Here is a 24821-nt window from a genome sequence, read left to right as displayed (position 1 = left end):
AGAAACATGCTCAGCTCGCTGGCCTATCTCGGATTCCGCTCCCCGAACTCCGACCAGTGGCGCACCTTCGCCCCCGACATCCTCGGCTGCATGCTGGGGGAGGACGGCGAGGACGGCAGCGTCCGTGTACGGATCGACGACGCCGAGTGGCGCATCCAGATCCACCCCGGGGAGACCGACGAGGTGGCCTACTTCGGTTGGGCCGTGAGCGAAGAGGGCATGCTGCCCGCCTTCGCCGAGCGTTTGAGGGCCGCCGGCCTCACCGTGCACACCGGTGACCGCGGGCTGGCCGAGAAGCGCTCGGTCGACCAGCTGATCTGGTTCGAGGACCCCTGGGCCTTCCGTCACGAGGTCGTCTGGGGCCAGGTCGTGGAGCCCAGCTCCTTCCGTCCCGGACGACCGGTGAGCGGGTTCGTGACCGGCAAGCAGGGCCTGGGCCACGCTGTGCTGCTTCTGCCCGACGTCGAGGCCGGGCACGCCTTCTTCACCGAGGTGATGGGCTTCCGGCTCTCCGACAAGATCGCCCGTCCCGACGGCACCCAGTCGCACTTCTACCACTGCAACGGGCGGCACCACTCGCTGGCGCTGGCCCAGGTCCCCGGCGCCGTCGGCCTGAACCACATAATGCTGCAGCTGCACAACATCGACGACGTCGGCACGGCACTGGACCTGTGCCGTGCCAGGGGCGTGCCCCTGCGCAAGGAGCTGGGCCGGCACACCAACGACCAGATGATCTCCTTCTACCTGACCACGCCCTCGTCGTTCCACCTCGAGTACGGCTTCGGAGCCCTCGATGTCGACGACGACTGGGTGCCGGCCACATACCGCCGGGCCAGCACGTGGGGCCACAAGATGACCGACGACCCCGCGGGGCGGACGCCGGGAATCCTGCGTCGCACCGAAGCCGTCGGGGCCTGAGCGGGAAGGACATCCCAATCGTGTTGTCAAGCCGCAGCCGTGACGGAAGGTGAAGCGTGACAGCACGCTCCGTCACGGGTCATGGCTCACAGGACGTTGAGGTGTCGGCGTGCGAGAGCGAGCAGGGCCTACTTGCACCCTTTCCCCTCACTCCGCTTGCGCCGGTAGTACGCCTTGGAGGCCGGGCACGCCGGCAGGCTGGCCATCGCCGAGAGGTATACGGCCCGCAGCGGCCCGCGGTGATAGCGGCGGGGTCTGCGCAGGTCGCCGCTGACGCGGCCGGAGTCACGAGGTTGCGGAGCCGGGCCAGCGAACCCGGCCAGGCGGTCAGCGCTGCCGAAGGCGTCCATGTCTTTGCCGGTCGTGGCGATGAACTCGGCCCCGAGTTCGGGACCCGTCCCGGGCAGGCTGAGGATCACCTCGGCGTGCGGATGCTCGCGAAACCCGGCCTCGATGAGGGCGTCAGGTTCGGCGATCTCCTCGTCGAGGGTCATCACCCCCTTCGCGAGACGGGCCATCATCGCGGCGGCCGGCGTCTCGCCGGGCAGCGCGGTCATCTGAGCCTGGGCAGCTTCCACGGCCATCCTTGCGATGGCGGCGGCACTGCGGACCTTGCGATTTTTCAGCCAAGTCTCGATCCGCTTGATGCCCGCGCTGCGGATCGCGGCTGGAGCCTGGTAGCCCGTCAGCAGCGCGCCGCGCCCCTTCTTCATGAGGCCTACCGAACGCTCCAACGCCGGGAAGATCTCAAGGAGTTGTGCCCTGAGGCGGTTGATCTGCCGAGTGCGGTCGAAGACGACGTCCAGGCGCCGGGTGGTCAGCGTGCGCAGATCGACAGGCAACTCGTCCCCGGGCCGCAACATCCCCAGATCGCGGCGGACACGAGCCTGGTCCGCGATGACGAAGGCATCGCGCTCGTCCGGCTTTCCCTCACCTCGATAAGACGCCGAGGCCCGGTGCACGGCAAGACCGGTGAGGTAGGTCATGGGCTGGCCATGCGACAGCAGCAATCCGATCAGCAGGGCAGCGCCGCCGCGGTTGAGGTCGACCGCCCACAGCGCGTCGGTGGATATCGCCAGGACATCACCGATCAGCCCCAGCAGCTCGGACTCGTCGTTCAGTACGCATCGGGACAGCAGTCGTTCGCCGTCTCCGTTGATCACCATCGCATGGTGGTGCGTCTTGCCGATGTCCACTCCGGCCCAGATCTCGGGCACGGTCGCTTCCGCGAGTTCGTCGTTGCGGCAACCCAGCAGACGAACTCGCCGACGTTGTCCTATGCAGCGATCGAGTCGCTTCTCCCCATTGGCGGTCGAGTCGTCGCGGGGCCCGGGGTGGCCATGTCCTTCAAGCCATCCAGCGGCTCAGCCATGACAGCCATACCCCGGCCCCTGGGCCTCGCCGATCGTACGAGTGACCAGTTCAGGCCCACATCAATAGACAGGACGGCCCATGACCAGCACCGACACCCTGACCGAGCAGAGCACGAGCCGCACCCTCCGGACGCCCTCGTGGCGGCTCCACTACAACGAGGCCGGCAAGGGCCACCCGGTGGTGCTGCTGCACGGCAGCGGCCCCGGGGCCACGGGGTGGAGCAACTTCGCTCCCAACATCCCGGCGCTGGCCGAGCACTTCCGCGTGATCGCGCTCGACGCCCCCGGATGGGGTGCCTCCGACCCGGGACTGCCCGCCACGTACGACCACCCCAACGCCGTGCTGGAGCTGCTCGACGCGCTGGGGATCGAGCGTGCCGCCCTGGTGGGCAACTCCATGGGCGGGTCGACGGCAGTGACGTTCGCGGCGCGTTATCCGGAGCGCGTGAGCCACCTGGCCACCATGGGCGTGGTGGCGCTGACGGAGTTCCCCACCGTCTACGGAGCCAGCGACGGGCCCTCGGAGGGCCTCAAGCTGCTCTTCGAGACCTACCGCCGGCCAACCCTCGAGAACATGCGTCGACTCGTCGACGTCATGACGTACGGCCAAGTGGAGGACGCGGAGCAGCTGGCCCAGGAGCGGCTGGACAACGCGCTGGCCCACCCGAAGCACCTCGCCAACTTCGTCGAGGGCCTGGCGACGGGCGGACCCGTGCAGACGCGGGCTGCGCTCAAGGACGTGACTGCGATCTCCGCGCCCGCGCTGCTGATCCACGGCCGTGACGACCGGGTGGTCAGCCACGAGCACTCGCTCCGCCTGCTGCCGGTGCTCCAGGACGCCCGCCTGGTGCTGCTCAACAAATGCGGGCACTGGGCCCAGCTGGAGCACGCGGACAGGTTCAACCGGTTGTTGGTGGACTTCATCACGCGCGATTGAGCCGTTCGTCCTCTCCAGGCTCGCAGAGCCTGGAGAGGACGTCAGGACCCGGTGCGGTTCCTGGCCACCGCCGGCATCTGTCGGTGTCCGGGTCTGGTGGGCGACTCGCCGAGCCATCACCTCAGCTGAGCGGCTCCGGTGTGAGGAAATCCACAGCCTCTTGGGAATCGTTCCGCGGTGCGGAACACTTTGGTTCCGGTGCAGTAACCGTCGTCACACGATTCGGGTGTTCATTCTGCCGTCATCAACGGCAAGACCGGAGGAACGACAATGATGCAGATTCGACGTGCTGCCCGAGGGCGTGCCGGCTTCGTGGCGATTGTGGCCGCCGCCAGCCTGGCCCTGACCAGCTGCGGACTCGGCGAGCCCGACAGCCTTTCAGCAGAGGACCGTGAAGAGGCCGAGACCGGTGTCGCCGAGGCTGCCGCGGCCATCAAGGCCGCCGCGGAGCCGGTCTCCCAGTGGCCAACGGTTCCCAAGATCGCCGACCCCATTTCCCTGAAGGGCAAGAAGTTCTACTTCGTGCCGATCGGTGAATCGGTTCCCGCCATCCGCTCCATCGGCGTCGGCGTCACCGACGCGCTGGAGCAAATGGGCGCCGAGGTACGCACCTGCGACGGCAAGTTCAACCCCACGGAGGTGGCGACGTGCCTGAAGGCGGCCGCCGACCAGGACGTCGACGGCATCATCAGCTACAGCATCGAGTACGCGCAGCTGCGCAACACCTTCGACAGCGTGGCCAAGACCGGCGTACCCCTGCTGGTCTCGATGGGCGGCAAGCCCGGGGACTTCGCCAAGGCCGACAACATGGCCTTCTTCGACACCTCCCCGCGCCTGAAGAAGATCTACACCACCCTCGCCGACGTGGCCGTGTCCCAGGAGGGGGCGGGCACCCACGCCCTCTGGCTGAAGGTCACCGACAACGCCACCACCGTGGCGAACCTGGACGCCGCGGCGGAGCGCTTCAAGGAGCGTTGCCCGTCGTGCACCCTGACCGAGGTCGAGTTCGGCAGCGCCACCCTGGACAAGCTCCCCAGCGCGGTCTCCGCGGCGCTGGTCGCCAACCCGGACATCAACGTCGTCGTCCAGCCCGTCGACGGCTACGTGCCCCAGACCCTGACCGGCGTCAACGCCGCCGGCTTCGGTAAGAAGGTCAAGGTCGTCTCGGCCCTCGGCGACCTCGATGGTCTCAAGCGCGTCCAGTCCGGCCAGCAGGCCGGCGACGTCGGCTCCGCCGTCACCTACGACGCCTGGCAGGTCGCGAACGCCTTCGTCCGTCTCCTCAACGGTGAGCAGCCCGAAACCTACGACTCCCCGGTGCGCGTGTTCACCAAGGAGAACACCAAGGACCTGGAACTCACCAGCGCCGCCTACGGCACGCCGACCTGGTATGGCGACGATTCCTTCAAGAAGCAGTTCCTTGAGGCTTGGGGTGCCCGGTGACCATGACTGAGGCCAGGTTGCAGGCGACCAACGTCTGCAAGACGTTCGGCCACTCCAAGGTCCTCAAGGGCGTGGAGTTGGACGTCCGTCCCGGAGAGCTCCACGCTCTGGTGGGGCAGAACGGTTCCGGCAAGTCGACGTTGGTCAAGATCCTCACGGGGTACCACCAGCCTGACCCAGGCATGACGCTCACCGTGGACGGGAACCCCCAGCGGGTTCCCGTCCGGTGGGCGGAGCTTCAGCAGGCAGGGGTGTCCGTGGTCCACCAGGATCTCGGGATCCTGGACCACCTCACCGTCGCCGAGAACATCGGCGTCGGACGATTCACCCGATCGAAGTACCTGCGCCGCATCGACTGGCGCCAGCAGGAAGCGGTGGCGCGCTCGGTGCTGGGGCGTCTCGACGTCCCCGTGGACGTCCGGACCCCGGTCGGTCGTCTGAGCGCCACGCGACGGGCCGAGGTGGGGATCGCCCGTGCGATGCGGGACCTGCAACCTGGCACTGGGCTGATCATCCTGGACGAGGCGACGCGAGCCCTGCCGCGCGAGGAACTGAGGAAGTTCCACGAGTTGCTCAGGCGTGTGGTCGACTCGGGCACGTCGGTACTGATGATCAGCCACAACCTCCACGAGGTCATCGACCACTCCGACCGGGTCACGGTGCTCCGGGACGGGTCCCTGGCTGCTGCGGGACGCGAGACCCGCGACCTCAGCGAGCGCGACATCGCACGGTTGATGCTGGGCCAGCACGTACCCGAGGCCGAGGCCAGGGAGCCGCACGTACCGTCGGGGAAGGTGGCCTTGGAGGTCCAAAGCCTCACGACCCCATCGATCACGAATCTCGACTTCACTGTCGAGGCCGGCGAGGTGGTCGGCCTGACGGGTCTGCCCGGCTCCGGGTTCGAGCATGTCCCGTACGTACTGGGCGGCTCCACCAAGGCCGTGGCGGGGCGAGTCGTCACCGGCGGTTCTGTCCTCGACGCGGCACGGATGAGTGTGTCCGGAAGCCGGCGGGCCGGGATTGCCCTGGTGCCCGAGCGACGCGACCGCGACGGTCTGGCTCTTGAGATGAGCATCCGCGACAACCTTGCGCTGCCCAACCTGGTCTCCCGCGGTCGCCGTTGGTGGGTGTCGCGCGAGTGGCAGGACGAGCTGGCCGACCAGGCCATCACCTCGTTCGGCATCCGGACGCCGTCGGCTCGGACCACCGTCAAGGAACTGAGTGGTGGCAATCAGCAGAAGGTGCTGTTCGCCAAGTGGATGTCGGTGGGGCCGAAGGTCCTCGTTCTCCACGAGCCGACCCAAGCCGTCGATGTCGGCGCGCGGGCGGAGATCCTGCGCGCCGTCAGGGCCGCTGCGTCCGAGGGTATCGGGGTGCTGCTGGTGAGCATCGAACCCACCGATCTGGCCGAGGTGTGCGACCGAATCCTGGTGCACCGGAACGGCGGTCTGACCGCGCTCGGCCGCAGCACGCCCGATGAGGTGCTCGACGCCATCTATTCCACCCAACTGACCGGCCGCCGATAGCAGTCAAGGGAGAGTCATGAACCACAAGACCGATCGCCTCGAAGCCGAGCGCCTTGACGGTGCCCGTGACATCGCCGCTGAGTCAGGTGAGGCTGCTCAGGTGCGGGCGGAGGCGGGTGACGAGTCCCCCGCGACCAAGGCGCAGTCCGCGCCGTCCTGGGTCGGAGAGTTTCTGAGCCGTTACGCCCTGATTCTGGGCTGGTTCGTGATGGCGGGCATCTACCTCGTGCTGATGCCCACCAAGTTCGGCTCGGTGGGCACCGTAACATCGATCTTCGGGTCGCAGCAGACGCTGGTGTTCCTGGCCATGGCCGCGCTCGTGACTCTGGCGGTCGGAGAGTTCGACCTCTCCATCGCCTTCGTCATGGGCATCACTGCCACGTTGATCCCGGTGGTCACGAATCAGACCGGCAGAATCTGGGTCGGCGTACTGGTGGGCCTGGCGGCAGCCGCATTCTGCGGAGCGGTCAACGCGTTCTTCGCCGTGTACCTGGGAGTGTCCTCGATCGTCGTCACCCTGGGCACCGGGACGTTGATCGGTGGCCTCAGCCATATGTTCTCGCACGGGACGATCGTCACCGTCTTCGAGCCGGCCTTCTCCAACCTCGCCCTCACGCCGGTGTTCGGGATGCCCATCTCGTTCTACTACGGCATCGCCTTCGTGGCCTTCCTGGCTTACGTCTACGCCTACACCCCGCTGGGGCGTCACATGTTGTTCGTGGGCTCCAGCAAGGAGGTGGCGCGCCTGGCCGGCATCCGGGTCGAGTGGATCCGGGCAGGCTCCTACGTCGCAGGCGGACTGCTGGCCGGTGTTGCCGGCATGCTCCTGGTCGCCACGCAGGGCGGATTCGACCCCGCCAGCTCCATGACCTTGCTCCTGCCGGCGCTGGCAGCGGTCTTTCTCGGCACGGCGGTCATCCAGCCGGGCCAGTTCAATCCGGTCGGCACCCTGGTGGCGATCTACTTCCTCGCCACCGGCATCTTCGGGTTGCAGTTGCTGGGCTTCTCCGGCTGGATCCAGAACGTGTTCTACGGCGCGGGCCTGGTCATCGCGGTGACGCTGGCGAACCTGGCCCGAAACAAGGCCCGCACGGCATGAGCACGACGCCGACCAGTGAGGCCGGTGAGGGGCCCCAGGCTCGGGGAGAGGCCTCGGCCATCATCTCGGTCGGGCGCGCGCTGAGCATCCTCGACGCCTTCATGGGTGACGACCATCTGCTTCCGCTGAGTGAGCTGGCCAGGCGTGTCGGGCTGCCCAAGTCCACGGCGTTCAGGTTGGTCGCGCAGTTGACCGAGAGCGGCTTCCTGACCCGGGTCGGACGCAACTACCGGCTCAGCTCGCACGTGTTCGAGTTGGGCAACAGTGTGGATGCCTCACCGGTCGGATTCCTGCGGGATGTGGCGGCTCCGCATATGGCCGCCCTGTTCCAGCACGTCGGCTTCGGGGTTAATCTGGCCGTGCTCGACAGCACCTCCATCGTCTATCTGGATCGCATCAGGGGGCCTCGCTCTCCCAATCTCCTGAGTCGAATCGGTGCCCGGGTGCCTGCGCTGACCACCGCTCTGGGCAAGGTGATGCTCGCGCACAGCAGCCGAGAGCTCATCATCCAGGCGCTCAACGAGGGCTGGCCTCGTTCCACGCCCTATACGGTGATGCGACCCGAACTGATGGTCGGTCAGTTGCGCCAGGCCCGGGAGGCGGGAGTGGCGTACGACCGTGAGGAGGCGATGCTGGGGCTGACATGCGTCGCGGCACCCATCTTCGACCCCGAGGGCCGTCCTGTTGGGGCCATCTCTGCTTCGGGGTCGACTGGCAGGTTCAGGCCGGAGTCAGCAGCCGACCTGACCCAGCGGGCGGCCCGGCTCATTTCCAGCGATCTCAAGCGCACGATCTCGCTGAGGGCTTGAGCCGCTCGGGCTGTCGGCTGCCCAGCCGGCGGCAACCCATGAGTGGCGAGGGGTACCGCGGAACGTCACCGGTTCGGTCAGGATCGACAGTGTCGAGCAGCGCCGGGCCCTTCCTCGTCAGCGCATCGGGGCCGGGATGGCCCTGCTCGCGTGCGAGGTGTCGCAACGGTGGGGCACGGCTGTCGGTGTGAGGTCTCAGGAGATGCCTGACCGTTTGTGCTCGGGACATGGTTGACACGTTCGGCTGAACGTTCGCCATCTCCCGCCCGGCGGTGAGGCAGGGGGGCTTCCGTCGGTGGTCGTGGATGTACAGCAGTTGGTCGAGTACCGCTGCCGGGCTGTCCGCGAAGTGCTCGGCGGGTCTCCGACCGGTGAGGTCGCGGCCCGGTATGGCGCCTCGCGTCAGACGTTGCACAGCCGGCGGCGTCGGTTCGAGCAGGAGGGCATGCCCGGCCTGCTGGACCGCTCGCGGCGCCCGCGGAACAGTCCCACGCGTCTGTCCGCCGAGGCGGAAGCCGAGATCTGCGAGCTGCGCCGCCGGCCTCCCCGGTGGGGCGCCCGCCGGATCTCGCACGAACTCGCGCGCCGCGGGCTGGAGCCGGCGCCGTCGCGAGCCACGGTCCACCGGGTGCTGTCCCGCAACGGACTGGTGCGCGTCCGGGAACAGCGGTATCCGCGCAAGTACCGCCGGTGGCAGCGCGAGGCGCCCATGCACCTGTGGCAGATGGACCTGGTGGGCGGGGTTCCGCTGGCCGACGGGCGGGAGTGCAGGACGGTCGCCGGCATCGACGACCACTCCCGGTTCGTCGTGATCGCCTCCGTCGTGGCCGTGCCCGGCGCCCGCGCGGTGTGCTCGGCCTTCACCGCGGCGATGCGCCGCTGCGGGGTGCCGTTCGAGGTCCTGACCGACAACGGCAAGCAGTTCACCGGCCGGCACACCCGTCCCCAGCCGGTGGAGGTGCTCTTCGAGCGGATCTGCCGGGAGAACGGCATCACCCAGCGGCTGGCCGAGCCGGGCTCGCCCACCACCACGGGCAAGATCGAGCGTTTTCACCGCACCCTGCGCGAGGAGTTCCTCGATCATGTGGTGCCGTTCGAGTCGCTGGCCGCCGCCCAGGAAGGGATCGACGGCCGGGTGCACGCCTACAACCACCAGCGTCCGCACCAGGCGCTGGACATGGTCACTCCCGTCGGTCTCTTCCGGCCCCACACCCCCGTCCGCCGGAACGACGAGCCTCCCGAACAGACGCTGGACGAGCCGGAGTTGTCCGTCGAGGTCGTCGAAGTGCCGGTGCTGCCGCCGCAGGGGACCGCGGTCGAGTGCGACGTGCGGGTGCCGCCCAGCGGCGAGATCACCCTGGGGACGGGCAGGCAGCGGGTGGGCATCCACCAGGCGCTGGCCGGCAGGACGCTGACCGTCTGGGCGAACCACCGCAGCGTCCGCTTCCTCCTCGACGGGCACCTGGTCACCACCGTCCCGTCCCGGCTGCGGCCGGAGGACATCGCCTACTTGACCATGCGCTACGGCGCCCGCCCGGCCGGTGCCGAGCCCGCACCCGCCGCGCTGCCCAGGACCGGCAGCGGGACGGCCGTCCTCGCCGCCGGCGAACCGGTCGAGGTCGACCGCAAGGTGCTGCGCGACGGGATCCTCTGCCTGGCCGGCGGCCGCCACCAGGTCGGGTTCGCCCTCGCCGGCCGCACGGTCACCCTCCGGCTGGACGGGCGCCTCGTGCACGCCATCGCCGACGACGCGCTGAGGGGAACGGGGCCCCGTCCCGTTCCGGCCGACCGTCTGGGGCAGATCCGCGGGGCGCGGACGGCGACGTCCCCGCTGCCCCTCCGCCCCTGCCGGCCGGGGCCGTCCGGGCCCAGCGGAAGGTGCATGCGAGCGGCCGTTTCATGATCAACGGCCAGTTCATCAAGCTCGGCCCGCGGCATGCCGGAAAGATCGTCACCGTCGTCATCGAGGACACCCACTACCGGATCCTGCACGGCGAGGGCGAACTCGCAGTCCGGCCCCGCGAGAACCCCGGACCGATCACCAGGCTCTACGTCAAAGGCATGGGCACCCAGAAGGACCGTCAAGGATCTCCTGACGACAAACCGTCAGGGAAGTCCTGAGACCTCACACCGACACACGGCCCGGGCGCGGCGCGCCGAGTGCTCTTCGAGCAGAGCTTCGACCATCGCGTCGGCTGTGACCGTTCGGTGCGACTGGCTGGCGCCGTGAGGGGGAGCAGCAGATGGTGGCCCTGGGCAGGGGCAGTTTATCCGAGCCCAGGATCTTGATGCTGGGACGAGCCTTTGCTCGGCCTGCGCCTCGGGAGCGAGGGCAACATCGCGTGGGTGGACTCGCGCTCTGACCGGGGCCAGCTATCACTGGCCCCGGTCAGAGCCCTTGGAAGAATCGATGTGCAGCCAGCAGACGCGCGCTCAGTCAGCCGAAGCGACGACACGGTCGTCGTGCAACTGGGTGATCTCCTCGGCGGCGAACCCGGCCTCGGCGAGGATCTCGCGGGTGTGCTCGCCCAGCCGGGGTGCGGGTCGGGGCGCAGCGGCCGGAACGCCCATGTCGATGGGTGAGCGAGCCAGCCGCACCGGTCCCATGCCGGGCTGGTGGATGGTCTGGAAAAAGTCGGTGGCCACCAGTTGCGGATCGCTGAACAGGTCCTCGATCGTGTTGACGGGTCCGTGCGGGATGTCCGCCTCCTCGAAGGCCGCCTCCCATTCCGCCGTCGTCCGGGTCGCAATCTCATTTGCCAGCAGGGCGTAGAGCTCGTCGATGTGCCGCGTGCGGGCATTGATGTCATGGAAGCGGGGGTCGTCGCCGAGGTCGGTACGCCCGATGAGCCGGAAGAAGGAGAGCCACTGCTTGTCGGCGTAGATCATCACCGCGAGGTAGCCGTCTTTGGTGGCGTAGGGCCGGCGGTGCGGCGAGTCGGTGCGGGGGTAGCCGGTCGGGCCGTTCGGTGGGTCGGTGACCCAGCCACCCTGGCGGTCCAGCAACATGAAGGCGGCCATGGCCTCAAACATCGGGACCTCGACCGCGCGCCCCTCGCCGGTGACATCCCGTGATCGCAGCGCCGCACAAGCGGCTGCCGCGCCGTAGATGCCCATCACCTTGTCGGCGACGGCAGAGCGCCAGTACGCCGGCTCGGCACCGCCGACAGCCTGCGCCATCGCGACTCCACTGCCCGCCTGAATGACATCGTCGTACGCCGGCCGGTCCGCCCACGGGCCGCCGGCGCCGTAGCCGCGGAAGGCGCAGTGCACGAGGCTGGGGTTCACTACAGACAGGTCCTCCCAGGTGATGCCGAGCCTGGCAGCCGCCGGCGGACGCACGTTGTGCAGGAGGAGATCGGTGCGGCGTACCAGCGCATGGAGCACCTCGCGGGCACCCGCCGCTTTAAGGTCGAGCGCCAGAGAGCGCTTCCCACCGTTCGCATTGATGAAGATGGGACCCAGACCGGTGCGGCCGACGTCGCCGATGCCGCGCACCTGGTCGCCCTCGAGCGCCTCGACCTTGATCACTTCGGCACCCCAACCCGCGAGGATCTGGGCGGCGTACGGCCCCATGAACACCGTGCTCAGGTCGAGCACGCGGACGCCCTCGAGCGGCAGTGAGGCTGTCATGCCGCGCCCCCTCGGCCGAGCACGACATCCCACAGGGCGGTCGGGTCGCGGCGCAGGAGCTCGCCAAGCCGGCGGTCGAAGGAGCGGGTGGTGCCGAACTCGCTGCGCCAGTCGAGCACCGGCAAGGTGAAAAGCTGCAGCGGGTGCTCCTGAGTGGTGCCGATCGCGCCGTGGACCTGGTGCGCGTTGCGCACGACGACTGACGCCGCGTGGCCGACGCACGAGCGGGCGACAGCGACCCTGCCGGGGGCGGCGCCACCGGCCAGGTCGGTGGCGGCAGCTTCGAGCACCGCAGCGTCCACCGCCGCCCGCGCCAGCGCAGCCTGCGCCGCGGCGTCGGCGACCAGCTGCTGGACCGCTTGGAACCTCGCGAGCGGCCGGCCGAATTGAACACGGACCGAGGTGTGCTCGATGCACAAGTCCACCGCGCGGTCTATGGCCCCGACACATTGCGCTGCTCGGGCCAATGCGCCGCGCAGCCGCAGTTGCTCCACGATCGCGGCCGGCACGGCCGTGCCGGCGGGCAGTGGACCGATCAGTCGGAGGTGCGCTCGCTGCTGGCCCGAGTTGGTGGGCGCGGGAGCGGTCTCGGTGATCGACCGCAGTTCCGTGTCACCGAGTTCGACGACGGAGAAGTCGTGGCCCGACGGCGCGACCACGACCACCCTCTCCGCGTCCTGAAGCCACGGGACGGAGTCGGCCGCGCCTCCCTCGTCCAGCAGGGCGACGGTCCGCGGAACGGTCGGGTCCTCGACCGGTAGCCCGGCCGTACGCAGCAGCCATCCGGCGAGCAGATCGGTCTCGGCGAGCGGCAGGTGTCGCGCCGCGGCGGCGCTTTCGCCGAGGAGGGCGGCCGCCTCGAGCCAGCTCGCACCCGACCCGCCCTCCGCCTCGGGCGCGGTCAGGGAGGTAAGGCCGAGATCGCTGAGCTGGCGCCACAGCGTCTTGTCCAGCTTGACGCCGGTGATCGCTTGGGACAGTCGCTCGGTCATGTCACCGCCGAGGACGTCGCGCATCATCGCGCGCAGGTCCGGATCGACGGTGGTCGGCGTCTGGTTCATCGGCTCTGTCATGTTCTGGGTCGTCCCACTGTCCGTCGTCTCGATGCCGCTCATCAGCGCATTCCCAGGCCGCGGGCGATGACGCCGCGCAGGATCTCGTTGGTGCCACCACGCAAGGTGAACCCCGGGCGCTGCTGCACCGCGCGCCGCGTCAGGTTGGCGGCGGGATCGGTGGAGCCGGCCGGGAGGCTGAGATCGACCAGGTCGGCGAGGTCGCCCTCGAGTGTGGTGCCGAGCACCTTGACCAGTGCAGCCGGCACATCGGCGCGCTCACCACGCTGCAGAGCGGCGGCGATGGAGAGCGACATCTGGTGCAGGCCTGCGAGCCGCGCGGTGACGCGTCCCGCCTCGGCCGTGTCGAGTATGAGGTCGTCGCGCCCGAGGATGGCGGCTGCCAGGGGGTAGGTGGACAGGAACCGCTCAGGGCCGCTCCGCTCGTAGGAGAGCTCCGAGGTCACCTGGCTCCAGCCGGCGCCGAGCTCGCCGACGACGTGGTCGTCGGCGACGTGCACGCTGTCCAGGACGATCTCGTTGAAGTGGTGCTGGCCGTTCGCCGAGATGACCGGCCGAATCTGGACGCCCGGGTCCTTGAGCTGGACCAGCAGCTGGCTGAGGCCGGAGTGGCGGTCGCCCCGATCATTCGCCGCGGTCGGCGGTGAGGTGCGCACGAGTGCGATGAAGGCGTCGGCCTCGTGGCCGCCAGAGGTCCAGAGCTTGGTGCCGTGGACCCGCCAACCACCGTCCACGCGCTCGGCTCGGGTGCGTACGCTCGCGAGATCCGAACCCGAGTCGGGCTCGGACATGCCGATGCCGAAGAAGACCTCGCCGGCCGCGATGCGTGGGAGGTAGGTGTTCTTGAGGGTCTCGCTCCCGAAGCGCAGCAGCGTCGGAGCGACCTGGCGGTCGGCGATCCAGTGGGCGGCGACCGGCGCGCCCGCGGCGAGGAGCTCCTCGGTCACGACGAACCGCTCGAGGAAGCTCCGACCGTGACCGCCGTACTCCTTCGGGATCGTCATGCCCAGCCAACCGCGGCGGGCGAGTGCGCGGGTGAACTCGATGTCCCACCCACTGAGCCAGCTGTCAACGTCAGGGGTGAAGGCGCCGGCGGCGAGCTGTGAGCCCAGGAACTCCCGCACTTCCAGCCGCAGATCGATCAGCGCCTCGGGTTCGAGGACCGGAGCGGGCATGAGCGAAGGCACAAGGAACCGTCCTACGAGTATGAGGTGCAAGATACGTAACTACGTAAATTCGTGTACTGTTATACACGTGCCCACCTGCCGGGTCAACGGTGGCAGGCACGGTGGGGATGGCAACGGAGCGCCGTCGCGTACGAGAGCATGGGCGCCCAAAGCGAGCGAGGAGATCGGATGGGAGAGTCGGAGCGGCCTACGCGGGTGCGCCCGCGCCACAGGATGGTGGATCGGGTAGCGGCCATCCTGGAGGCCGTCGCGCGGTCGGACGGCCTGTCCCTGACCGAGATCGCCCGTCGCCTCGACGCGCCGGTCTCGTCTGCGCAGGGGCTCGTGAACGGACTGGTGGCGACCGGGTATCTCGACGAGCGAGGGCGCGTCTATCAGCTGGGCGTGGCGCCGTACTTCATCAACCTGTTGGCCGGCCGGCCGGCCGTCCATCGGGTCGGCCACGACGACCTTCTGGCGTTGCACGCCGAGACGGGCAACACCGCCGTCGTTGCGGTGGCCGTCGGAGCGGACGTGGTCTATCTCGACCACTGCTCCACCGAACCGCGCACGGCCTACCTCGCGGAGCGGTTCATCCGGCGCCAACTCATCCGCACCTCGACGGGTTGGCTGCTGCTCGCGGACTGGGAGCAGCGCGACCTGTGGGCCTACCTCGAGACCCTTGGGCCCGAGGACAGTGATCGGGTAGAGCGATTCCTCGGAGCCATGGACAAAATCCGCTCCGGGGGCGTGCTCGTTCTGCCCGGCGCGGCGGAGAACCCCGACCTCGACGGCATCGCCGTACCGGTGCGTGAGCGTGGGCGCGTCGTTGCCGCGGTGGGCGTCGTCGGCCCGCGAAGCGCCCTGGTGCCGCATCAGGACGAGATCGCGGACGCGCTGCGCAGGCACGCGGCGATCTGGCACGCCCGGGGGTGAGTGCAGGCGCCGCGACGCGCGCTGACGGGCTGCGCGAGGAGCCAGGAGGTGACCACAGTTACGTAAGTACGTAACGGCCACCATAAACCAGTATGATCGGTGATCTTGCGTCGGCACGGGCCCCGATCGCGGCACCGCAAGCTGGTGGCCCGCCCGAACTGAGGGACCGCCCGTATCGACTCCGAGTCCCGCCCCCGGAGAAGGGAACACGCCTGATGGACCACCTCTTGCTGATCGAACGCCAGGACCACGTGGAGACCTGGACCATCAATCTGCCCGAGCAGCGGAACCCGATCTCGGGGGAGGACATGATCGACGCCTTCGAAGCGAACCTCGATCGCGTCAACGCGGACCTCGACGTGCGTTGCGTGGTGCTCACCGGTGCAGGGTCCGCCTTCTCGGCTGGCGGCAACGTCACCGACATGCGGGCCAAGACCGGCATGTTCGCGGGCGGCCCGTGGGAGTTGCGCAACGGCTACCGCCGCGGCATCCAACGCCTTCCACTCGCCATGCAGGCCAGCGAGGTTCCGATGATCGCCGCCGTCAACGGACCGGCGGTTGGTGCGGGCTGTGACCTGGCGATGATGTGCGACCTGCGAATCGCCTCCACCAAAGGCTGGTTCGCCGAGAGCTTCGTGCAGCTCGGCATTATCCCCGGAGACGGCGGCGCGTGGTTCCTCACGCACGCGATCGGTCCCCAGCGGGCAGCAGAGATGGCCCTCACCGGCGACCGGGTCGACGCGGCCACTGCGCTGGAATGGGGGCTGGTTACCCGCGTCGTCGACCCCCAGGACCTTCTCCCTGCGGCGCACGAACTGGCACGCCGTGTAGCGAAGAACCCGGCGCACTCGACGCGGATGGCCAAGCGGCTATTGCGGGAGTCTCAGCTCAATCCGCTCGCCACGGTGCTGGAGCTCTCGGCCACGATGCAGGCCATCTCGCACCACACCGCCGACCATGACGAGGCCATGACGGCACTGACGGAGAAGCGCGCCGGCCAGTACACCGGTCGATGATCCAGGATCGCTGCCGGGACGTCCGCGCGACCTGAACACGCTCGTTTCAGAACACCGACGCCGACGTCGGCTCCATCGACGGTGGCTAAGCTTGTTGTTTGACCTCGGGTGACACCCGAGGTCAAACAACAAGCTGAAGCCCTCCTGCTTGAGCAGCCGGCCCACCGTCGGCGCGGACACCGGGTGCCCCTGCCGGGTCAGCTCCCCGGCCAGGTTGCGCAGCGACTTCGTCGTCCACCGCAGCGGAGACTGAGGATCTCCCCGCTCGTCCGGCTCGACCAGGCCCAACAAGGCTTTGAGCAGGGCAGGATCGTTGGCTTCAGCCCGCTTGCGGCCTCCGCCTGGTGCACGCACCCGGCCGTCCGGCAGCGGCCCGGCCCCCGCTTCCAGCTCTGATACTCCACGACGCACGGTCGTCTCGCTGACCTGCGCGATCCGCGCTACCGCCCGTACGCCGCCGTGCCCGAGCAACCGGGCTTCGGTAACCAGGGCCAGCCGCCGCTGCCACTCGTTCAAGTGGGGCAACAACACTGAGAATCTGCACTGGAGTCGGGAACAGATCTCCTCCGGAACCGCCATGCCCTGACAACGAGCCTGTCCCTGCAAAGCAGCACCTTGATTCTTTACGGCTTCTGTGCACCCAGCACCGCTGATGGCGGGTCGCGGGGAACACCTCGTTCAACGCGTTCCAGAAGCCGAGCACTCCGTCGCCGACGGCCAGGACGGGGGCACGCATGCCCCGGCGGGCACAGTCCCGCATCAGTCCTGCCCATGCCTCGGAGGACTCGCGGTAGCCGTCGGTCATCGCGATCAGTTCCTTGGTGCCGTCCGCCCGCACGCCGACCATGACCAGGACGGCGGCCTTCGCCTCCTCCAGGCGAATGCGCAGGTGAACGCCGTCAGCCCAGACGTAGACGTAGTCCGTGGCCGACAGATCGCGGTCCATGAACGCCTTGTGGTCGGCCTGCCACTGCGCGGTCAGCCGCGTGACTGTCGCGGGTGAGAGGCCGGCGGAGGAGCCAAGAAACTGCTCCAGCGCGGGCACGAAGTCCCCGGACGACAGACCGTGCAAGTAGAGCAGCGGCAGCACCTCGCTGATCTTCGGGGACTTGCGGGCCCAGGGCGGCTGGGGGCACCTCCCGGCCGAAGGCTGGGGGAGATCGTCGAGGAGAACCGCTTGCGCTCACCGGTGGCCTCGTCGATGCGCTTGTCGTTGACCCGCGGGGCCCTCACTTCGATCGCCCCGGCCGCGGTCGTCACCTTCCGCGGCTGATGGAAGCCGTTGCGCACGACCAGACGGCGGCCGGAATCGTCCCGCTGACCGGCCAACTCAGCTATATAGGAGTTGACTTCTGCTTCCAGGGCGGCGGCCGGCGTCCGCCTCGCGCCCTCACGGACGATCTCGTCAATCAGGGAGCCGTGTGGCGTCGTTCCGTCTTCGTCTGACTACCGTGAGCACGGGCGTGCCCTCCCGACCGACGCAGCGAACGTCGGCCTACTCGATGACCGTCACAGGATCAATTCGGGAAGGTACGCCCTTCGCGTGCCGACCCGAGGCCGATCCACAGGTCTTGAGCATTGCTCGGCCCTCTACTGACCCGCGATCGCCTCCAGCGCCAGCAGGCCGCGGGCGAGTGTCTGGGAGCCGGCGGTCTTTCCCTGGACGCCGCCCTGCGCCGTCAAGCCCCGGGCGGTCTCGCTCCCTCGCATGCTCGAGGCCACCTGATCGTCACTCATTCCGGCAGTCTACGGCTGCGCGATGACGGCCTGGCACCTCCGCCCACGCCCTGCGTGATCCGATCGCCATAGAATCGGATCACGCAGGCAGGCCATAACGTGGAGGGACACGCGCGGCGGCGAGAAGTGGAGGCAGGCGTGGGCGGGGCCGCACCGAGCGGTGTGCTGAGCAAGGCACTCGCCGTGCTGCAGGCGTTCAGCGTCGAGGACAACACCCTCGGCTTCGCCGAGTTGCAGCGTCGCACCGGCCTCCCCAAGGGCACTTTGCACCGCACGCTCGGCGATCTGGTGGCCGCGCGCCTGCTCGACCGGGTACAGGGCCGCTACCGTCTGTCCAGCCTGGTCTTCGAACTGGGGATGCGCGCCTCGGTCGAGCGCGGCCTGCTGGAGGTGGCGACCCCCTTCATGGAGGACCTGTACGTGCGCACGCACGAACTGGTCCACCTGGGCATCCGCGAGGGCGCCGAGGTGGTCTATGTGGCGAAGATGGGCGGGCACCAGCAGGTTGACTCCCCCTCCCGGCTCGGCGGGCGCATGCCGCTGCACTCCACTGCCCTCGGCAAGGTCCTCCTCGCCCACGCGCCCGCCGATGTCCGTGAGTCGGTGCTGCGCCGACCACTGGAACGCCGAGCCCCCCGGACCATCACCAACGTCGACGTCCTCACGCGCCAGCTGTCCGACATCGCCGCGAAGGGCGTCGCGTTCGAGTACGAGGAGTCGGCGGTCGGCATCGTCTGCGTCGCGTCCGGGATCTTCGGCCCGTCGGACGAGATCGTGGGCGCGGTCAGTGTGACGGGCCCCGTGCACCGCTTCCGGCCCACCCGGCACGCCAACAGCATCCGGGCGGCGGCGGGCGGCATCACCGCCACCCTCGGCCGACGCGAGGAACTCCTGCGGCACTGACCCCCCGGTGTTGCCCGGCGGACAGGCCCGTGTTCCGTCGCGCGGAACTTTTTCCTGGGCGTCGCGGGCCTCGAGTCTCCAAGCTGAGGGCATGAACGAGACTCCCCGTGGCAGCGACGCCGTGGCAAAGGCGGCTCAGCGCCTGTTGGCAGCCGCCGCCGACCGCGTGCCCTGCTCCCCGGTCCGCGACCTGATCGGCAGCGACGACGTGAAGGCGGCGTACGCCGTCCAGGAGCTGCTCACCGCACACCGTACGGAGACCGGCGCGCGCGTCACGGGACGCAAGATCGGCCTCACCTCGCCCGCAGTCCAGGCCCAACTCGGCGTGGACCAACCTGACTTCGGTGTCCTCTTCGACGACATGCAGGTCGCCGACGGCACCCTCGTGCCGACCGGGCGGCTGCTCCAGCCGAAGGTCGAGGCCGAGATCGCGTTCGTGCTCGGCGCGGACCTCGCCGAGGGCCCCCTGGACGCGGAGCAGATCCGGGACGCCGTGGCGTACGCCGTCCCGGCCCTGGAGATCGTCGACAGCCGGATCGCCGGCTGGGACATCACCTTCGGCGACACCGTCGCCGACAACGGCTCCAGCGCCCTGTACGTGCTCGGGTCGTCGACGAAGACCATGGCCGAGTTCGAGCCGGTGACCGCCGCCATGACGCTCACCCGGGGCTGTGAGACCGTCTCCAGCGGTGATGGCGCGGCCTGCCTCGGCGATCCGCTGACGGCGCTCGCCTGGCTGGCGCGGACCGCACGCGGGGTCGGTGACCCGCTGCGCGCGGGCCAGGTCGTGCTCTCCGGTGCCCTCGGCCCGATGGTCGTCGCCGAGCCCGGTGACACGTTCACCGCCGAGATCAGCGGCCTCGGGTCCGTCTCCGTCCGCTTCCCCGTGTCCCCCGAGGGCGACGCGCTCTCCGACTCCGACGAAGGAACCTCCGTATGAAGACCAAGGTGGCCATCATCGGCTCGGGCAACATCGGCACCGACCTGATGATCAAGGTGCTGCGCCTGTCCGACACCTTGGAGGCAGGCGCGATGGTCGGCATCGACCCCGCCTCCGACGGGCTCGCCCGCGCCCGGCGGCTCGGCGTCCCGGTCACGGCCGAGGGTGTCGAGGGCCTGGTCCGCATGGACGGCTTCGAGGACATCAAGATCGTCTTCGATGCCACGTCCGCCAAGGCCCATGTGACCAACGCCGCCGTCCTCGCCCCGCACGGCAAGCAGCTCATCGACCTGACACCAGCCGCGATCGGCCCGATGGTGATCCCCGCGGTCAACCTCACCGAGCACGTCGCTGCGGACAACGTCAACATGGTCACCTGCGGCGGTCAGGCCACGATCCCGGTCGTCGCCGCGATCTCCCAGGTGGCTCCGGTGCCGTACGCGGAGATCGTCGCGTCCATCGCGTCGAAGAGCGCAGGCCCCGGTACCCGCGCCAACATCGACGAATTCACCGAGACCACGAGCCACGCCATCGAGAGGGTCGGCGGCGCGGGGCGCGGCAAGGCCGTCATCATCCTCAACCCGGCCGAGCCCCCGCTGATCATGCGGGACACCGTGCTCGCCCTGGTGAACGCACCGGAAAGGGTCACACACGAGGCGATCCGCGCCTCCATCGCCTCGATGGTCGAGCAGGTGTCGGCGTACGTGCCCGGCTACCGGCTCAAGCGACAGGTGCAGATCACCCCGGTACCCGCCGACCAGCCGGTGCACACCCTGACCTCGGACCCGGTCACCCACCAGGTGTCGGTCTTTCTCGAGGTCGAGGGCGCCGCCCACTACCTGCCGGCCTACGCCGGCAACCTCGACATCATGACCAGCGCGGCCGTCCGCATGGCCGAGGCCATGGCCGCCCACAGCAACGAACTTCAGGGAGCGGGCGCATGACCGTCGACAGGCTCTTCATCCAGGACGTCACCCTGCGGGACGGCATGCACGCCATCCGCCACCGCATCGAGCCCGAGCAGCTCGGCCGGATCGTGGCCGCGCTCGACGCCGCGGGCGTCGACGGCATCGAGGTCTCCCACGGCGACGGCCTCGCCGGCGGCTCCCTCAACTACGGTCCGGGCAGCCACACCGACTGGGAGTGGATCGAGACCGCCGCCGCCCACATCAAGACCGCCCGCCTCACTACGCTGCTGCTGCCCGGCATCGGCACCATCGAGGAGCTCAAGCAGGCGTACGCGCTCGGCGTCCGCTCGGTGCGTGTGGCCACCCACTGCACCGAGGCCGACGTCTCCGCGCAGCACATCGCCACCGCCCGCGAGCTGGGCATGGACGTGTCCGGCTTCCTGATGATGAGCCACATGACCGACGCCAAGACGCTCGCCGGGCAAGCCAAGCTCATGGAGTCGTACGGCGCGCACTGCGTCTACGTCACCGATTCCGGCGGCCGTCTGATGATGGACGGCGTCCGCGACCGCATCCGCGCCTACCGGGACGTCCTCGACCCGGCGACCGAGATCGGCGTCCACGCCCACGAGAACCTCTCCCTCTCGGTCGCCAACTCGATGATCGCGGTGGAGGAGGGCGTCACCCGGGTCGACGCCTCGCTGGCGGGCCAGGGCGCGGGTGCGGGCAACACCCCGCTGGAGGCGTTCATCGCCGTGGCCGATCTCAACGGCTGGGCCCACGGCTGCGACCTGTTCGGGCTGCAGGACGCCGCCGACGACCTGGTGCGTCCGCTGCAGGACCGTCCGGTGCGCGTCGACCGCGAGACCCTCACCCTCGGCTACGCCGGCGTCTACGGCTCCTTCCTGCGCCACGCCGAGACTGCGGCCGAGCGGTACGGCGTCGACGTGCGCACCATCCTCGTGGAGGTCGGTAAGCGCGGCCTTGTCGGCGGCCAGGAAGACATGATCGTCGATGTGGCGCTGGGGCTGGCCGAGTCCCACTGACCCGCGGGGGACGGCACGGCAGTTCCCGGACAGCGGCCGTGCCGTCGCCCGTGTCCGCAGACCCGACCCGCTTGTCGCGTGCCGGTGGACGACGCTCGTCGGCGCCGAGTCCGGAACGTCGCCGCGAGCCGAGCCGCCCGGGCGACTTCCTCCGGCGAGGCGCGGGCAGTTCGGTCCAGCCGCAGCAGGCCCCCGCCCTGACGGGCGGTGGCGTGGCCGAAGACTCCATCGGGGACACCCACGTGACGGTGGGCGGAGGCGTGCTCTCCACGCCGACCGGCTCGAAGAGGCAGCCACGTCGGAAGCAACACCTGTGCCGGCGGCTACGGGTTGTCCAAGGTGAACGGCACTGCGACGGTCGGACCGCCCGGCATCGACGCCGGCACCTCATTCACCACCGACTTCACCGGATCCGTGATGCGCGGCGGCACCGGCACGGGGAGCGCTACCGCAGACAAGAGGATGTCGTTTGGCGCGAGGTGGTGCGCACGCTGGGGGATCCGGAAAAGCTCAGGGCCCTCGCTGAAGAGTGGCTTGGGGACGTGCCCGGAGAAGCGCAGTTGTACGAGGAGCGCCTTGCCGCTCTCGACGAGGAACTGGAGCGAAGCCAGCGCTTGCGGAAGAAGAAGCTTGTCGCCTTGGCCGAAGTCCTGGCCGCGGATGAGAGCGACGATGCCGAGACGGAACTGGAGATTAAGGCGTCCATCGCAGAGGTGAAGGATGAGCTTCAGAGCAAGGAGCGCCGGCTTCGTGATCTGAGGGCGGATGCGGCTGAACGCCTTTTGGAGGTTCAGCAGCGGGAGGAGCGAGTTCACGAGGTCGTCGAGCAGGCCCTTGATGTGACTCCCCGACTCGGTGCTCTGGAATTCGCCGAGAGGTTGGATCTGCTTGATCTTGTCGACATCGAAGTTCGCGTCACCAGCCACGTTCCCGGAATGCTACGAAACGCTGGTTGCCCCTTCGAGGGATGGTTCGAGGAGCGGGGGCTGCTCGTACCCCCGGAGCTGACGGACGATGAATGGAAGCGGGTTGAAGCGTGCTTTCCGGTCCCCAGGAAGAAGACTCGCATCGTTCCGCCTCGGGTGGCGTTCGAGGCATCCCTCTACAAGGTGCGTCACGGGCTGCAGTGGAAGGACCTGCCCGAGGAGGTTCTGCAGGGCCACCGGCCGAACAGCATCTACCAGCGGGTCCTGGGGTATCTGAAGGACGGCTCCTGGGGAGCCGCGGTGCGCGCGCTGGGCGACTATGAAGGAACGCCGGTGCCGCCGCTGTACATCCTTCCCGACCTCGACATCACCGGTGCCTTCGATCCAGCCCTCGCAACCCTCCCGGAATCGCCCATGACCTGCGACGATGACGATACGACGTGTGAGGGGGTGGCGGAACGAAAATCAAGCAATTCATGGCGTATCCAGGGGTCTTCTACTCCGACGACGGCCAGATCCTGCGCGCCATGCAGCGCTCCGCCGAGAACGGCGGCCTGATCATGATGCACGCCGAGAACGGCATCGCGATCGACGTGCTCGTCGAACAGGCGCTGGCCCGCGGCGAGACGGACCCCCGCTACCACGGCGAGGTCCGCAAGGCCCTGCTGGAGGCCGAGGCCACCCACCGTGCCATCCGGCTCGCCCAGGTCGCCGGCGCCCCGCTGTACGTCGTGCACGTCTCCGCCACCGAGGCGGTCGCCGAGCTGACCCGGGCCCGTGACGAGGGCCTGAACGTCTTCGGCGAGACATGTCCCCAGTACCTGTTCCTGTCCACCGACAACCTCGCCGAGCCGGACTTCGAGGGCGCCAAGTACGTGTGCAGCACACCCCTGAGACCGAGGGAACACCAGGCATCCCTGTGGCGGGCGCTGCGCACCGACGACCTCCAGGTGGTCTCCACCGACCACTGCCCCTTCTGCTTCACCGGCCAGAAGGACCTCGGCCGCGGCGACTTCTCCAAGATCCCCAACGGCATGCCGGGCGTGGAGAACCGGATGGACCTGCTCCACCAGGCCGTCGTCGACGGGCACCTCACCCGCCGCCGCTGGATCGAGATCGCCTGCGCCACCCCGGCCCGCATGTTCGGCCTCTACCCGAAGAAGGGCACCCTCGCCCCGGGCGCCGACGCCGACGTGGTGATCTACGACCCGCACGCCGAGCAGGTCATCTCCGCGAAGACGCACCACATGAACGTCGACTACTCGGCGTACGAGGGCACACGCGTCACCGGCCGCGTCGAGACCGTCCTCTCGCGCGGCGAACCGGTCATCACCGAGCGGGAGTACACCGGACGCGCCGGACACGGCGTCTACACCCCACGTTCCACCTGCCAGTACCTCTACTAGGAGCCAGGAGCGGTGCGCATGGACTTCGGACTCGTTCTGCAGACCGATCCGCCGGCCTCGCGGGTGGTCGACCTGATGCGGCGCGCGGAGCGCAACGGCTTCACGCACGGCTGGACCTTCGACTCCGCAGTGCTGTGGCAGGAGCCGTTCGTGATCCACAGCCAGATCCTGGCCGGCACCACCGGGCTGAAGGTCGGCCCGATGGTCACCAACCCGGCCACCCGCACCTGGGAGGTCACCGCCTCCACCTTCGCCACCCTCAACGACATGTTCGGCAACCGGACCGTCTGCGGCATCGGCCGCGGCGACTCCGCGATGCGGGTCGCCGGACGCAGACCCAGCACCCTGGCCCGCCTGGGTGAGGCGATCGACGTGATCCGCGACCTCGCCGAGGGGCGCGAGGCCGAGGTCGACGGGCAGCCGCTGCGGATCCCGTGGGTGAGGGACGGCAGGCTGCCGGTCTGGATGGCGGCGTACGGGCCGAAGGCGCTCGCCCTCGCCGGGCGGAAGGCCGACGGCTTCATCCTGCAGCTCGCCGACCCGTATCTGACCGAGTGGATGGTGAAGGCGGTACGGGCCGCGGCCGCGGAGGTGGGGCGCGACCCCGCCTCCGTGACCGTCTGCGTCGCCGCCCCGGCGTACGTCGGCGACGATCTGGCGCACGCCCGCGACCAGTGCCGCTGGTTCGGCGGCATGGTCGGCAACCACGTCGCGGACCTGGTCGCCCGCTACGGCGAGCACTCGGACCTGGTCCCCGAGGCGCTGACGTCGTACATCAAGGAACGGCACGGCTACGACTACAGCCACCACGGGCGGGCCGGCAACCCGTCCACGGACTTCGTCACCGACGAGATCGTCGACCGGTTCTGCCTGCTCGGCCCGGCCGAGGCGCACATCGAGAAGCTGGAGGCGCTGCGCGGGCTGGGTGTGGACCAGTTCGCCGTGTACGACATGCACGACGCGCAGGAGGCGACGATCGACGCGTACGGCGCAGAGGTCATCCCGGCCCTCAGCCGCTGACCGGTC

General features: G+C 69.1%; 19 protein-coding genes and 5 pseudogenes. 17 read left to right on the top strand and 7 right to left on the bottom strand.

Translation table 11 applies throughout. The features are described from left to right. The first annotated feature begins 6 nt into the window (after positions 1 to 6). A complete protein-coding gene (locus PYS65_RS05660; RefSeq protein ID WP_279332675.1) occupies positions 7 to 918 on the top strand; it encodes a VOC family protein in 912 nt (303 codons plus the stop codon). Between the two features lie 86 nt (positions 919 to 1004). On the opposite strand, the pseudogene PYS65_RS05655 reads toward PYS65_RS05660, so the two are convergent. After that, a pseudogene (locus tag PYS65_RS05655) lies at positions 1005 to 2135 on the bottom strand (IS110 family RNA-guided transposase). A gap of 235 nt (positions 2136 to 2370) precedes the next feature. Here PYS65_RS05655 and PYS65_RS05650 point away from each other — a divergent pair. The 7 genes and pseudogenes from PYS65_RS05650 to PYS65_RS05620 all read left to right on the top strand — a co-directional run bounded on the left by PYS65_RS05650 (position 2371) and on the right by PYS65_RS05620 (position 10226). Beyond that, on the top strand, positions 2371 to 3228 hold the full coding sequence (locus PYS65_RS05650) for an alpha/beta fold hydrolase (protein WP_279332674.1): 858 nt from the start codon (positions 2371 to 2373) through the stop codon (positions 3226 to 3228). Positions 3229 to 3540: 312 nt separating this feature from the next. Further along, on the top strand, positions 3541 to 4671 hold the full coding sequence (locus PYS65_RS05645) for a sugar ABC transporter substrate-binding protein (protein ID WP_279332673.1): 1131 nt from the start codon (positions 3541 to 3543) through the stop codon (positions 4669 to 4671). Between the two features lie 2 nt (positions 4672 to 4673). Beyond that, on the top strand, positions 4674 to 6197 hold the full coding sequence (locus tag PYS65_RS05640; protein ID WP_279332672.1) for a sugar ABC transporter ATP-binding protein: 1524 nt from the start codon (positions 4674 to 4676) through the stop codon (positions 6195 to 6197). Between the two features lie 16 nt (positions 6198 to 6213). Beyond that, a complete protein-coding gene (locus PYS65_RS05635) occupies positions 6214 to 7296 on the top strand; it encodes an ABC transporter permease (protein WP_279332671.1) in 1083 nt (360 codons plus the stop codon). Next, positions 7293 to 8105 carry an IclR family transcriptional regulator gene (locus PYS65_RS05630; RefSeq protein WP_279332670.1) on the top strand — a complete coding sequence of 271 codons (813 nt, stop codon included), beginning with the start codon at positions 7293 to 7295 and terminating at the stop codon, positions 8103 to 8105. The genes PYS65_RS05635 and PYS65_RS05630 overlap by 4 nt, the downstream gene beginning before the upstream one ends. A gap of 295 nt (positions 8106 to 8400) precedes the next feature. Beyond that, positions 8401 to 9396, top strand: a pseudogene (locus tag PYS65_RS35090) (IS481 family transposase); the annotation flags it as partial. A 608-nt stretch (positions 9397 to 10004) separates the two neighbouring features. Next, entirely contained in the window at positions 10005 to 10226 is a 222-nt protein-coding gene (locus PYS65_RS05620) for a hypothetical protein (protein ID WP_279332669.1), read from the top strand. 312 nt (positions 10227 to 10538) lie between these two features. Here the strand turns inward: PYS65_RS05620 and PYS65_RS05615 are convergent, their stop codons facing one another. The 3 genes from PYS65_RS05615 to PYS65_RS05605 are packed head-to-tail and all read right to left on the bottom strand — an operon-like array spanning position 10539 to position 13986. Next, the gene (locus tag PYS65_RS05615; RefSeq protein ID WP_279332668.1) at positions 10539 to 11738 is read right to left on the bottom strand and encodes a CaiB/BaiF CoA transferase family protein; all 1200 of its coding nucleotides are present in this window, start codon (positions 11736 to 11738) and stop codon (positions 10539 to 10541) included. Next, positions 11735 to 12853: an acyl-CoA/acyl-ACP dehydrogenase gene (locus PYS65_RS05610; protein ID WP_279332667.1), complete on the bottom strand. Its 1119-nt coding sequence runs from the start codon at positions 12851 to 12853 to the stop codon at positions 11735 to 11737. The genes PYS65_RS05615 and PYS65_RS05610 overlap by 4 nt, the downstream gene beginning before the upstream one ends. Then, positions 12853 to 13986 (bottom strand): acyl-CoA dehydrogenase family protein, encoded by a 1134-nt coding sequence (locus tag PYS65_RS05605; RefSeq protein WP_279332666.1) that lies wholly within the window; start codon positions 13984 to 13986, stop codon positions 12853 to 12855. The genes PYS65_RS05610 and PYS65_RS05605 overlap by 1 nt, the downstream gene beginning before the upstream one ends. A 180-nt stretch (positions 13987 to 14166) precedes the next feature. On the opposite strand from PYS65_RS05605, the gene PYS65_RS05600 reads away from it, so the two are divergent. Both PYS65_RS05600 and PYS65_RS05595 read left to right on the top strand, forming a co-directional pair. Further along, the gene (locus PYS65_RS05600; RefSeq protein WP_279332665.1) at positions 14167 to 14913 is read left to right on the top strand and encodes a helix-turn-helix domain-containing protein; all 747 of its coding nucleotides are present in this window, start codon (positions 14167 to 14169) and stop codon (positions 14911 to 14913) included. A gap of 215 nt (positions 14914 to 15128) precedes the next feature. Beyond that, on the top strand, positions 15129 to 15929 hold the full coding sequence (locus tag PYS65_RS05595; protein ID WP_279332664.1) for a crotonase/enoyl-CoA hydratase family protein: 801 nt from the start codon (positions 15129 to 15131) through the stop codon (positions 15927 to 15929). A gap of 129 nt (positions 15930 to 16058) precedes the next feature. Here the strand turns inward: PYS65_RS05595 and PYS65_RS05590 are convergent. From PYS65_RS05590 to PYS65_RS05580, 3 genes and pseudogenes are all read right to left on the bottom strand, one after another. Beyond that, a pseudogene (locus tag PYS65_RS05590) lies at positions 16059 to 16508 on the bottom strand (ISAzo13-like element transposase-related protein); the annotation flags it as partial. A 52-nt stretch (positions 16509 to 16560) separates the two neighbouring features. Next, a pseudogene (locus PYS65_RS05585) lies at positions 16561 to 17342 on the bottom strand (IS256 family transposase); the annotation flags it as partial. 177 nt (positions 17343 to 17519) lie between these two features. Further along, positions 17520 to 17666 (bottom strand): hypothetical protein, encoded by a 147-nt coding sequence (locus PYS65_RS05580; RefSeq protein WP_279332663.1) that lies wholly within the window; start codon positions 17664 to 17666, stop codon positions 17520 to 17522. A gap of 138 nt (positions 17667 to 17804) precedes the next feature. On the opposite strand from PYS65_RS05580, the gene PYS65_RS05575 reads away from it, so the two are divergent. From PYS65_RS05575 to PYS65_RS05545, 7 genes and pseudogenes are all read left to right on the top strand, one after another. Next, a complete protein-coding gene (locus tag PYS65_RS05575) occupies positions 17805 to 18569 on the top strand; it encodes an IclR family transcriptional regulator (protein ID WP_279332662.1) in 765 nt (254 codons plus the stop codon). Positions 18570 to 18660: 91 nt separating this feature from the next. Further along, complete coding sequence (locus PYS65_RS05570) at positions 18661 to 19509, top strand: 2-keto-4-pentenoate hydratase (protein ID WP_279332661.1); 849 nt, start codon at positions 18661 to 18663, stop codon at positions 19507 to 19509. Further along, complete coding sequence (locus PYS65_RS05565) at positions 19506 to 20453, top strand: acetaldehyde dehydrogenase (acetylating) (protein ID WP_279332660.1); 948 nt, start codon at positions 19506 to 19508, stop codon at positions 20451 to 20453. Before PYS65_RS05570 ends, PYS65_RS05565 begins: the two co-directional genes overlap by 4 nt. Next, positions 20450 to 21463: a 4-hydroxy-2-oxovalerate aldolase gene (gene dmpG / locus PYS65_RS05560; protein WP_279332658.1), complete on the top strand. Its 1014-nt coding sequence runs from the start codon at positions 20450 to 20452 to the stop codon at positions 21461 to 21463. Before PYS65_RS05565 ends, dmpG begins: the two co-directional genes overlap by 4 nt. Positions 21464 to 22398: 935 nt before the next feature. Then, positions 22399 to 22947, top strand: coding sequence for a transposase (locus tag PYS65_RS05555; protein WP_279337864.1), 549 nt, complete (start codon positions 22399 to 22401; stop codon positions 22945 to 22947). Then, positions 22842 to 23795 (top strand): annotated as a pseudogene (locus PYS65_RS05550) (amidohydrolase family protein); the annotation flags it as partial. The gene PYS65_RS05555 and the pseudogene PYS65_RS05550, both read left to right, overlap by 106 nt. A gap of 18 nt (positions 23796 to 23813) precedes the next feature. Then, positions 23814 to 24815 carry a TIGR03842 family LLM class F420-dependent oxidoreductase gene (locus PYS65_RS05545; protein ID WP_279332657.1) on the top strand — a complete coding sequence of 334 codons (1002 nt, stop codon included), beginning with the start codon at positions 23814 to 23816 and terminating at the stop codon, positions 24813 to 24815. Positions 24816 to 24821: the final 6 nt, after the last annotated feature.

Origin of the sequence: Streptomyces cathayae (genome assembly GCF_029760955.1) — a bacterium.
GTDB classification, from domain to species: Bacteria; Actinomycetota; Actinomycetes; order Streptomycetales; family Streptomycetaceae; genus Streptomyces; species Streptomyces cathayae.
This window is presented reverse-complemented; position numbering and strand designations above follow the sequence as displayed.

Excerpts from the sequence above, each read along its gene's own strand:
- PYS65_RS05615 (WP_279332668.1), bottom strand. The coding sequence starts at position 11,738 with ATGACAGCCTCACTGCCGCTCGAGGGCGTCCGCGTGCTCGACCTGAGC.
- dmpG (WP_279332658.1), top strand. The coding sequence starts at position 20,450 with ATGACCGTCGACAGGCTCTTCATCCAGGACGTCACCCTGCGGGACGGC.
- PYS65_RS05635 (WP_279332671.1), top strand. The coding sequence starts at position 6,214 with ATGAACCACAAGACCGATCGCCTCGAAGCCGAGCGCCTTGACGGTGCC.
- PYS65_RS05650 (WP_279332674.1), top strand. The coding sequence starts at position 2,371 with ATGACCAGCACCGACACCCTGACCGAGCAGAGCACGAGCCGCACCCTC.
- PYS65_RS05630 (WP_279332670.1), top strand. The coding sequence starts at position 7,293 with ATGAGCACGACGCCGACCAGTGAGGCCGGTGAGGGGCCCCAGGCTCGG.
- PYS65_RS05640 (WP_279332672.1), top strand. The coding sequence starts at position 4,674 with ATGACTGAGGCCAGGTTGCAGGCGACCAACGTCTGCAAGACGTTCGGC.
- PYS65_RS05620 (WP_279332669.1), top strand. The coding sequence starts at position 10,005 with ATGATCAACGGCCAGTTCATCAAGCTCGGCCCGCGGCATGCCGGAAAG.
- PYS65_RS05595 (WP_279332664.1), top strand. The coding sequence starts at position 15,129 with ATGGACCACCTCTTGCTGATCGAACGCCAGGACCACGTGGAGACCTGG.
- PYS65_RS05660 (WP_279332675.1), top strand. The coding sequence starts at position 7 with ATGCTCAGCTCGCTGGCCTATCTCGGATTCCGCTCCCCGAACTCCGAC.
- PYS65_RS05555 (WP_279337864.1), top strand. The coding sequence starts at position 22,399 with ATGCTACGAAACGCTGGTTGCCCCTTCGAGGGATGGTTCGAGGAGCGG.
- PYS65_RS05610 (WP_279332667.1), bottom strand. The coding sequence starts at position 12,853 with ATGAGCGGCATCGAGACGACGGACAGTGGGACGACCCAGAACATGACA.
- PYS65_RS05600 (WP_279332665.1), top strand. The coding sequence starts at position 14,167 with ATGGGAGAGTCGGAGCGGCCTACGCGGGTGCGCCCGCGCCACAGGATG.
- PYS65_RS05605 (WP_279332666.1), bottom strand. The coding sequence starts at position 13,986 with ATGCCCGCTCCGGTCCTCGAACCCGAGGCGCTGATCGATCTGCGGCTG.
- PYS65_RS05580 (WP_279332663.1), bottom strand. The coding sequence starts at position 17,666 with ATGAGTGACGATCAGGTGGCCTCGAGCATGCGAGGGAGCGAGACCGCC.
- PYS65_RS05570 (WP_279332661.1), top strand. The coding sequence starts at position 18,661 with ATGAACGAGACTCCCCGTGGCAGCGACGCCGTGGCAAAGGCGGCTCAG.
- PYS65_RS05565 (WP_279332660.1), top strand. The coding sequence starts at position 19,506 with ATGAAGACCAAGGTGGCCATCATCGGCTCGGGCAACATCGGCACCGAC.
- PYS65_RS05545 (WP_279332657.1), top strand. The coding sequence starts at position 23,814 with ATGGACTTCGGACTCGTTCTGCAGACCGATCCGCCGGCCTCGCGGGTG.